This window comes from Methylophaga lonarensis MPL, from assembly GCF_000349205.1.
Taxonomy (GTDB): domain Bacteria; phylum Pseudomonadota; class Gammaproteobacteria; order Nitrosococcales; family Methylophagaceae; genus Methylophaga; species Methylophaga lonarensis.
Map to the genome: position 1 here is coordinate 1 of NZ_APHR01000044.1, position 9,823 is coordinate 9,823.

At 51.0% G+C, this 9,823-nt stretch carries 8 protein-coding genes; 1 reads left to right on the plus strand and 7 read right to left on the minus strand.

Going from position 1 to position 9,823, the window contains the following annotated elements; all coding sequences use genetic code 11:
* Positions 1 to 487 precede the first annotated feature (487 nt).
* The gene (purL, locus tag MPL1_RS08510; protein ID WP_009726719.1) at positions 488 to 4,375 is read right to left on the minus strand and encodes a phosphoribosylformylglycinamidine synthase; all 3,888 of its coding nucleotides are present in this window, start codon (positions 4,373 to 4,375) and stop codon (positions 488 to 490) included.
* Between the two features lie 90 nt (positions 4,376 to 4,465).
* On the opposite strand from purL, the gene MPL1_RS08515 reads away from it, so the two are divergent.
* Positions 4,466 to 4,903 carry an RDD family protein gene (locus tag MPL1_RS08515; protein WP_009726720.1) on the plus strand — a complete coding sequence of 146 codons (438 nt, stop codon included), beginning with the start codon at positions 4,466 to 4,468 and terminating at the stop codon, positions 4,901 to 4,903.
* Positions 4,904 to 4,909: 6 nt separating this feature from the next.
* Here MPL1_RS08515 and MPL1_RS08520 read toward each other — a convergent pair whose 3' ends face one another.
* The 6 genes from MPL1_RS08520 to MPL1_RS08545 form a co-directional block, all read right to left on the minus strand.
* Entirely contained in the window at positions 4,910 to 5,137 is a 228-nt protein-coding gene (locus MPL1_RS08520; protein WP_040577033.1) for a DUF2835 domain-containing protein, read from the minus strand.
* Positions 5,127 to 5,582: an HIT domain-containing protein gene (locus MPL1_RS08525; protein ID WP_235045561.1), complete on the minus strand. Its 456-nt coding sequence runs from the start codon at positions 5,580 to 5,582 to the stop codon at positions 5,127 to 5,129. Before MPL1_RS08525 ends, MPL1_RS08520 begins: the two co-directional genes overlap by 11 nt.
* Positions 5,551 to 8,208, minus strand: coding sequence for an aminopeptidase N (pepN, locus tag MPL1_RS08530; RefSeq protein WP_009726723.1), 2,658 nt, complete (start codon positions 8,206 to 8,208; stop codon positions 5,551 to 5,553). Before pepN ends, MPL1_RS08525 begins: the two co-directional genes overlap by 32 nt.
* A gap of 7 nt (positions 8,209 to 8,215) precedes the next feature.
* The gene (locus MPL1_RS08535; RefSeq protein ID WP_009726724.1) at positions 8,216 to 8,539 is read right to left on the minus strand and encodes a Bsu YqfO NIF3/CutA domain-containing protein; all 324 of its coding nucleotides are present in this window, start codon (positions 8,537 to 8,539) and stop codon (positions 8,216 to 8,218) included.
* Positions 8,540 to 8,542: 3 nt separating this feature from the next.
* Complete coding sequence (locus tag MPL1_RS08540; protein WP_152417626.1) at positions 8,543 to 9,589, minus strand: WD40 repeat domain-containing protein; 1,047 nt, start codon at positions 9,587 to 9,589, stop codon at positions 8,543 to 8,545.
* Between the two features lie 16 nt (positions 9,590 to 9,605).
* Positions 9,606 to 9,823, minus strand: a 218-nt coding sequence (locus MPL1_RS08545) for a dCTP deaminase (RefSeq protein ID WP_009726726.1), incomplete at its 5' end; no start/stop codon positions are given.

The following is a 9,823-nucleotide window of genomic DNA, read 5'->3' on the forward strand; positions in this document are numbered from 1 at the left end:
TCAGGGTGAGCTTGATCGTCATTCCGGAAAACGTGCAACGTTTGTCCGGAATCTCTGCACGGCCTCTGCTAGATTCCCGCCTGCGCGGGAATGACGGGTCTGGGGCGCGGGAATGACGGTGAGTTGGATCGTCATTCCGGAAAACGTACAACGTTTATCCGGAATCTCCGCACGGCCTCTGACAGATTCCCGCCTGCGCGGGAATGACGGGGCTGGGGCGCGGGAATGACGGACTTGGGTGCGGGAATGACGGTGAGTTGATCGTCATTCCGGAAAACGTGCAACGTTTGTCCGGAATCTCTGCACGGCCTCAGTGAGATTCCCGCCTGCGCGGGAATGACGGGTGAGGGACGCGGGAATGACGGGACTTGGGCGCGCGAATAACGGGTGAGGGACCCGTTATAACGGCTACGTGTCGCAGGAATAAGGAGGCAGGCTGCTACTGTGTGCAGATGCCACGCCCTTTTATTCGCTGACTACGACGCCCTCAACCGACCCAACGTCTGGCATTGTGGAACAATCTCAACCACGGTGCATCCTGTCCCCAGCTATCCGGGTGCCAGGAATGTTGCACCGCGCGAATCACACGCTCAGGATGCGGCATCATGATGGTGACGCGACCATCTGTGGTGGTAAAGCCGGTCTGACCATTAGCAGATCCATTAGGATTAAACGGATAACGCTCAGTGGGTCTTGCATAGTTATCGAGATAACGCATCGCCATCAGCGCTTGCTCACTATTGCCTGTTTCACTGAAATCAGTCCGACCTTCGCCATGTGCCACAGCGATCGGCATGATCGATCCGGCCATGCCCTGTAACAAAATCGAGGGTGACTCAGTCACTTCCACCAGTGAGAAACGTGCCTCGAATTGCTCTGAGAGATTGCGACTGAATCTTGGCCAATGCTCACTGCCCGGAATCAAATCTTTCAGTTGCGACAACATCTGACAACCGTTACAGACGCCCAGAGAGAAGGTATCCTGACGTTCGAAGAAGGCGGCAAATTCATCGCGAGCACGATGGTTGTGCAGCACTGTGCTGGCCCAACCGCGACCTGCCCCAAGTACGTCGCCGTAGGAAAAACCACCACAAGCGACCAGACCTTTAAAGTCTTCCAGAGATACCCGTCCTTCAACGATATCGCTCATATGGACATCTATCGCTGAAAAACCGGCATGATCAAATGCCGCTGCCATCTCCAGTTGCCCATTCACGCCCTGCTCACGCAGGATAGCCATTTTCGGGCGATGACCGCTAATGATGTATGGCGCAGCGACCTGCTCTGCCAAATCAAAACTGAGTTTGGCATGCAGCCCTGGATCATTTTCATCCGCCAGAGCGGTGAATTCTTGCTCGGCACAGTCTGGATTATCACGCAGTGACTGCATGCGGTAACTGGTTTCTGCCCAGAAACGTTGCAAAGTACTTCTGCGTTGTTCGAGTACAAGTTCACCATCAACACTGATACGAATCGTCTGAACAGTCGAAGGCTGGCCGATCACATGGCTGTGTTTGTGAAGTTCATGCTGTTCAAGCACTGACATCACTTCTGAAAGTTGTTGAGCAGGGACTTGAATCACCGCCCCCAGTTCTTCATTGAACAACAATGACAGCGCATCACTGCCAAGTTGCTTCAAATCAATCTCAAGCCCACAGTGACCCGCAAAGGCCATTTCACAAAGTGTTGTGATCAGACCGCCATCGCTGCGGTCATGATAAGCGAGCAGCAGCGAAGCTTGTCGCAGCGACTGAATTGCTTTGAAAAAACGCTTGATTGTGATGGCATCATCAACATCCGGCACTCGATGTCCGGTTTGTTGATAAACCTGAGCCAGCGCTGAACCGGCCAGACGATGATGTCCATGACCAAGGTCGATATAGACCAAGCGCGTCTCACCCAGATCAGTTCTGAGCTGTGGCGTTAGTGTTTTGCTGGCGTCTGTGACCGGCGCAAAAGCACTGATAATGAGTGATAACGGCGAAGTGACTGTTTTTGTTTCGCCCTCTTCCTGCCAAACCGTTTTCATTGACAGCGAATCTTTGCCTACCGGAATGGCAATGCCCAGTTGTGGACACAACTCCATACCAACCGCTTTGACTGTGTCATACAGCAATGCATCTTCACCGCCATGACCACAGGCGGCCATCCAGTTTGCCGACAGTTTGATATCGCTCAGTTGGGCAATGTCCGCAGCGGCAATATTGGTGATTGCTTCACCAATTGCCATTCGACCTGAGGCAGGTGCGTCAATGACCGCCAGCGGTGTCCTTTCACCCATGGCCATGGCTTCGCCCAACACACCATGATGGTCTGCCAGTGTCACAGCACAGTCAGCCACCGGCACCTGCCAGGGACCGACCATCTGATCTCTGGCAACCAACCCGGTGACGCTTCTATCACCAATAGTAATCAGGAAACTCTTGCTGGCGACAGAGGGCAATTTGAGGACTCTTTCCAAGGCCTCGGTCACTGTCACACCGGTCATATCCAGTTCGGGTTTTGGTTTGCTGTGGTGTTTAACATCACGCAGCATTTTGGGGGGCTTACCCAGCAACAATGACAAAGGCATGTCGATAGGTTTGTTATCAAACACCGCATCGCCTAACAGCAAATGTTGCTCAGCTGTTGTTTCACCAACAATCGCCCAAGGACAACGCTCACGTTCGCAGATAGCCTGAAAGATTTCGACATCTTCCGGCGCAATCCCGAGTACATAACGCTCCTGAGATTCATTACACCAGATTTCCATAGGCGACATGCCGGGTTCATCATTCGGAATCACTCGCAACTCAAAGCGTCCACCTCGGCCACTGTCATCCACCAGTTCTGGAAAAGCATTGGACAAGCCACCTGCGCCGACATCATGAATCGATACGATAGGGTTCTTGTCACCTAAGGCTACACATCGATCTATCACTTCCTGACAACGCCGTTCCATTTCAGGGTTACCACGCTGTACCGAGGCAAAATCAAGCCCCTCATCGCTGGTTCCGGAAGTCACCGATGAGGCAGCGCCGCCGCCCAAACCGATCAACATTGCCGGGCCACCCAACACGACCAGCTGTGTGCCGGGTGCCATAATGTGTTTTTCAACATGCTGAGGACGGATAGTGCCCATGCCGCCTGCGACCATAATCGGCTTATGGTAACCGCGCACTTCAAAGCCGTTATCTGAAGCCACTTTGGCTTCATAGGTACGGAAGTAACCACACAGATTCGGGCGACCGAATTCATTGTTAAATGCAGCGCCGCCCAGTGGCCCATCGATCATAATCTCTAAGGCCGAAGCCATACGGGCCGGTTTGCCATAAGGCGTTTCCCATGGCTGTTCAAAACCGGGGATTTGAAGGTTGGACACAGTAAAGCCAGTCAAACCTGCCTTGGGTTTGGAGCCACGACCTGTTGCACCTTCGTCACGAATTTCACCACCCGCGCCAGTTGCTGCACCGGGAAAAGGTGAAATCGCTGTCGGGTGATTGTGCGTCTCAACTTTCATCAGGATGTGCTGGACTTCACCCTCATAGCAGTAGTGATTGTCAGCCATGTTGACCTGAAAACGATGGCTGCGTGGGCCTTCAATCACAGAGGAATTGTCACTGTAGGCTTTCACCACACCCTCTGGATGCAGATCATGCGTGTTTCGAATCATGTCAAACAAACTATGTGATTGGGCTTTGCCATCAATGACCCAGTCCGCTTTGAAAATCTTGTGACGGCAATGTTCAGAGTTTGCCTGAGCAAACATCATCAGTTCGATATCGTTTGGATTACGACCCAGCGCAGAGAAATTGTCGTAAAGATAATCTACTTCATCTTCAGCCAATGCCAGACCGAGATTCTGGTTGGCTTGTGCCAATGCCTGACGGCCACCACTGAGAATATCGATTGATTGCAATGGACGTGGCGGTGTGTGCATAAACAACTGTTCAGCATCTTCAACATTATCAAAGACGGTTTCGATCATTCGGTCATGCAGGTGAGCACAGACACGCTTGAATTGTTCACTGCTGAGAGGTGCACTGAGTTTAATCTTGAAAGCAATGCCACGTTCTACTCTGTGGACATCAGACAAACCGCTGTTGTGGGCAATGTCGGTGGCCTTGCTTGACCAGGGTGAAATCGTTCCGGGACGCGGCACAACCAGAAACAGTTGCTCAGTAGATTCTGCTTCGGCCTCTTCGGCAGTGGCTTCAAGCAATGATTCGAGGACTTCAACTGCATCAGCCGACAGACGTTTGTCATCATCTGTCTCGACAAAATAACGATACTCGGCCTCAATTTCGGTGACTGCAGCCACCTCGCTCTGGATAGCAGCGCGTAATTTTTCAAGACGAAATGCAGAAAAAGCCGGACGGCCAATCAATTGCAACATTTAGAACCCAATTCACAGCAGATAAAGCGAATATGATACTTTATGTGCCAGTTTTCGCCCACTAATAAAGCATCTCAATAACAGGCCATCATGAAACCAAAAACGCCCGGCACACCCGGTCCATTGAGACTTTTTGCAGTTATTGCCTACGACCTGATGCTGCTGTTATCAGTGTTACTGATAGCAGGCTTTGTCGCCGTGGCTTTAAATGGCGGTGAAGCGATTGGCGCCAATAATCCAGTATTTGTGATTTATCTGCTGGCTGTGTGCATATTCTTTTATGGCTGGTTCTGGACACATGGTGGACAGACATTGGGCATGCGCGCCTGGCGGGTGTATCTAATGAGTCACGGGCAGGTGGGCATCAGCTGGAAGCAAGCTTTTATGAGATTCAGCATTGCTATCATTTCATTTCTTGCGCTGGGCCTGGGCTTTATATGGCTGTGGCTGAGCAAGGAAAAACTCAGCTGGCATGATCTGTTTTCCGGCAGCCAACTGGTGTATTTCCCCAAAGAAGAAATTGGCTAGGCGCTGTTAATCAGAGATTTTCTGCAGGTCAATCAGTTTGTGATTGTGATCAAAGCGAATCCTGAATCGGCCATGGATGCCGTATTGATCAATAAAACGCCGAATATGCAGGGCCGGAAACTGTAAACGCTGGCCATTATCGGCATGCGCGACCACGACCAGTGCCTCTCCCTTGTAATATCGCATCGCTTCTTCCCGGCTTATCGCCAGCCGAAAATATCGCTCAGTCGCCATGTCCGGATTGATCTGCAAATAACTGCCGTAACGATGCAATCAAAGTTTCGGATTGCTCGGGCAAGTAAGGCTCGGCCGTGCCTATACCCCAGATCGGCGCTGGCCAACTGCTATCGTGCTGAAATCTGGCAACATGATGCACATGCAACTGAGGCACCTGATTACCCAATGCCGCGATATTGAGCTTGTCGGCATTGGTAAACTGCATCAGTCGCTCGCCGACCAGCGCAGACTCATCCCAAAGCTGGTGCTGCCTGTCCTGGTCGAGCTGATAAACCTCAGTCAGCGAGGCTTGTCTAGGCACCAGAATCAACCATGGATAGCGACTATCATTCATCAGCAATAGCCGACACAGCGGCAAATCAGCAATATGAAAAGTATCCGCAGTCAGTCGAGGATGAAGTTCAAACATCTTAGTCGGCAAGATATTTGTTAACGATTTCATAGACGTCAGCAGACAAATCTTGTGCACCGGCGATATCACTGAGCGATTTTTTCATCAGAGCCTGACGTTCTGCATCATAGCGACGCCATGAATTGAACGCACCCAGCTGCCTGGCAGCTACCTGCGGGTTGAGTTTGTCTAGCAGCAAAATCTGCTCTGCCAGAAAACGATAACCACTGCCGTCTTTTGCATGAAAATGCACTGGATTATTTCGACAGAACTGTCCTATCAGCGCGCGAACATTGTTAGGGTTTTTCATGCTGAACGCAGGATGTTTGAGCAAGGCTTTCACCCTGAACAGCGCGTCGGGTAAATCCGAAACCGCTTGAACCGTCAGCCATTTATCTACTACCTGGCGATCATGCTGCCATTGTTCATAGAAGGCTCGCAGCGCATGCTCTCTTTCCGGGCCCGGCTGATCGACCATCAATCTCAAGCCTGCCAGCAAGTCGGTCATATTATCGGCTTGCTTCATCTGCTTGAGACAGCGTTGCGTCTGCATCGGATCACCGGTCGCCATCAGATATCCCAGACACACATTCTTTAGACTGCGTTGTGCCATTTGGCTGGCATTGAATTCATAGACTTGGGCCTGATTTAAGGCCTGATAACGAGTGTTGAAGCCCGCTTTGAGACGTTGTGCGATCTGTTGTTTGACATACTTGCGCACTGCATGGATGGCATCAACATCAGCGATGGTCATTTGCGCTGCCAGATAGTTTTCGCTGGGCAGTGACAGCATTCGAGCAACTAAGGCCGGATCGATGCTTGGGTCATCAAGCACATGCTGCAGTCTGTCCAGCAAGATTTCAGGCAGATCCAATGTCTTGTCCGACTGATATTGCTCAACCATTCTGAGCATGATCTGAATCAGTAATTGTTGACCTGCATCCCAGCGATTAAAGCTGTCACGATCATGTGCCATCAAAAATGCCAGGGTTTCGTTGTCTCGCTCAAACTTGACCTTCACCGGTGCTGAAAAACCTCTGAGCACGGAGACAACTGGTTCTTCGGTCAGGTGAATAAATCGAAATGTCTGACTCTGTTCCGTCAGCGTCAACACACGCGTTTCTGCATCTACCGCTGATGTTTCAGTATCAAGCTGCAAAGGCAGGCTGGCACCGCTACTCGACAATAAGCCCATAGCAACCGGAATCACAAAGGGTTGTTTTTCGGGTTGACCGGGCGTTGCAGGACAACTTTGTCGTAAAGTCAGCTCTAGTACTTGTTTGTCAGCATCGTAATGCGCTTCTACAATCAGCACCGGTGTGCCGGCTTGGCTGTACCAGCGCTTGAACTGTGTCAGATCCAGTTGATTGGCATCTTCAATGGCTTTGACAAAATCATCGGTAGTAACTGCCTGACCATCATGGCGACTAAAATACAGATCGGTGCCTTTACGAAAGCCCTCTGGCCCGGTCAGCGTTTTCAACATGCCAACCACTTCAGCGCCTTTTTCGTAAATCGTGACCGTGTAGAAATTGCTGATTTCGATGTAGCTGTCTGGCCGAACAGGATGAGCCATTGGCCCGGCATCTTCGGCAAACTGCATGCTACGCAGTTGATCAACATCATCGATACGTTGCACAGCTGCAGAGTTCATATCCGCACTGAATTGCTGATCACGCAGCACGGTGAAACCTTCTTTCAGGCTCAACTGAAACCAGTCACGACAGGTGACACGATTTCCCGACCAGTTGTGAAAATACTCGTGTCCAACGATGCTTTGGATAGTATAAAAATCCGCATCAGTTGCAGTTTCCGGGCTAGCCAGCACACAAGCGGCGTTGAAGATATTCAAACCCTTGTTTTCCATCGCGCCCATGTTGAAGTCATTGACCGCAACGATCATAAAGACATCCAGGTCATATTCACGGCCGTAGACGTCTTCGTCCCAGCGCATCGCTTGCTTGAGCGAGTTCAGCGCATGATCACATTTGTTGTGGTTTTCTGGATCGACATAGATCTCGAGCAATACTTGCCGGCCACTCATCGTGGTGAACTGATCCTGCTGGCAATACAAGTCGCCAGCAACCAGCGCGAACAGATAACTTGGTTTCGGATGTGGATCATGCCAACGCACCCAGTGCCGGCCATCTTCCATTTCACCTGAGGCCTGCCGGTTACCATTCGCCAGTAACATTGGCCATTTTTTGGCATCGGCGATCAGGGTGACGGTAAATACCGCCATGACATCCGGTCTGTCCGGATAATAGGTAATTCGTCTGAATCCCTCGGCTTCGCACTGTGTGCAAAGTATTGCACCGGAGTGATACAGGCCTTCAAGCGCCGTATTCTGATCCGGGTGGATCAGCGTAACAACTTCCAGCTCGAATGATGCTGGCACTTGTGGCAATAGCAATGTGTCGGTTGTCCGTTGGTATTCATTGCCAGCCAGTGTTTTGCCATCCAGCGCAATTGAAACCAGTGTCAGATACTCACCGTTGAGTATGCATGGACCGCCCTGCCCCTCGGGGTTACGACGCATCTTTAGTTTACTGCTCACCCGTGTTTCACTGGCATCCAACTCAAACTCAAGACTTACTGTGTCTATCAGATAATCTGGCGCGCGATAGTCATCCAGGCGTGTAATTTGAGGTTGCGCAGGTGCTTCAGCAATATTCATGTTGTTCCTAAAAGTCTTCGAGAGTCTTGACCGGCCAAACTTCGTACGCCGGTGTTTCATAAGGATGTGCGTCAATTAATGACTGCAAAACCGCCGGTAAAAATTCAGGCTGACAGACGGTTTCCACGCGATATTCATTGACGCGTTCGATTTTGCCCTGCTGCCCGATAAAAGGTTGGCTGCCTTCCATTGCTCTGAACTGCCCTGTGCCAAGTGTTTCCCAGCTACAGCAATCATAGTGTTCATAGCGACCGGCCCCCATCGCAAAGACCGCCTGTTTTACAATTTCCTTGTGCGTTTCGGGCACAAAAAATACCAGCTTGTATAACATGAGCTATCTCCTCTGCCACTGCTCCGCCAGTCCATTGCCGGACTCGGAAAATATGGTTTGACCATCTGCAGAAAAGGCGACTGCCTGAACAACTGACCCCGGATTCAGCGCAGCGCGACGCCCGGTTTTCCAGCAACTGATTTTTTCACCGCTTTGAAATTGCCATAAGCAAAGCTGCTCGTTGGCATGACCTGTCACCATATAGTTCCCGTCAGTCGAGAAAGCTACAGCAGTTGTGGTCATCAAAAAAACCGGAAAATCAGGATAATCGAGATTGCTCGGCCAGGGTGAGCTGCGTAAAAAATAGCGCTCCTCTCCAGTCGGATACTCGCGCAGGTGGGTATAGCCGTTGGCTGCAGCTGTTATCACAACCGACTGTTCTGGATGAAAAGCCAGGAAGTTAATGCTGTTGTTATGCGGCCAGATTTGCAGTTGCTCTCCATTGTCCAGTTGCCAAAGTCGTGCCGTCCAATCATCGCCACCGGTCATTGCATAAAGACCATCAGGAGAGATCGCCACTGCGTTGATCAATTGATCGACAGGAGAATTCACATTACTGCCATCATGTTGAAAGACATGAACCACACGATTGCGGTTGATATCGAAATACACGGCAGTTCGGTTGGTCAAGGCAACCAGAATGGCGTTGCCGGTTGGCGACAAGGCCATCGCCCGGACGGGGAATGGAAACTGAACACGGTTGAAGGGTTCACCGCTGGCGACCGACCATAACATGACTGTGTCGTATTCGGCAGTTGCTACAAAGCGACCATCTCCAGAAAAGCCTACCAGACTGGTCATGGCTGGCGCATCCGGCATGCTCTGCCAGCTGTAGATCACTTCATTATCGGCCAGACGCCAGAGTCTGGCGTTTTCTTCGGTATCGGCAACCACAAGGTATTGATTATCCGGTGAAAAAGCCACTGCATGACTACCCGCCTGGCTGCGCTCTGTCTGTGAGATCAACGTAGGTGCATCACCGCTACAGGCCGCAAGCGCCAGCGATAATGCCGGTAGCCATAACAAGCGTCGGAGTGCTGTACTGGCCATTTTCATTCGCTCCTTCTCAGGATTTCGGCAATGTTACGCCTCGTTGACCCTGATACTTCCCGCCACGATCCGCATAAGAGGTCTCACAGACTTCGTCTGACTCAAAAAACAGCATCTGTGCCACGCCTTCATTAGCATAGATTTTTGCAGGTAAGGTCGTGGTATTTGAAAACTCCAGCGTCACCTGGCCTTCCCATGGTTCCAGTGGCGTGACATTGACGATAATGCCGCATC

What these genes read in the sequence shown, in the direction of transcription:
- purL (WP_009726719.1), bottom strand. Translation starts at nt 4,375, where the DNA reads ATGTTGCAATTGATTGGCCGTCCGGCTTTTTCTGCATTTCGTCTTGAA.
- MPL1_RS08515 (WP_009726720.1), top strand. Translation starts at nt 4,466, where the DNA reads ATGAAACCAAAAACGCCCGGCACACCCGGTCCATTGAGACTTTTTGCA.
- MPL1_RS08520 (WP_040577033.1), bottom strand. Translation starts at nt 5,137, where the DNA reads ATGGCGACTGAGCGATATTTTCGGCTGGCGATAAGCCGGGAAGAAGCG.
- MPL1_RS08525 (WP_235045561.1), bottom strand. Translation starts at nt 5,582, where the DNA reads ATGAAATCGTTAACAAATATCTTGCCGACTAAGATGTTTGAACTTCAT.
- pepN (WP_009726723.1), bottom strand. Translation starts at nt 8,208, where the DNA reads ATGAATATTGCTGAAGCACCTGCGCAACCTCAAATTACACGCCTGGAT.
- MPL1_RS08535 (WP_009726724.1), bottom strand. Translation starts at nt 8,539, where the DNA reads ATGTTATACAAGCTGGTATTTTTTGTGCCCGAAACGCACAAGGAAATT.
- MPL1_RS08540 (WP_152417626.1), bottom strand. Translation starts at nt 9,589, where the DNA reads ATGGCCAGTACAGCACTCCGACGCTTGTTATGGCTACCGGCATTATCG.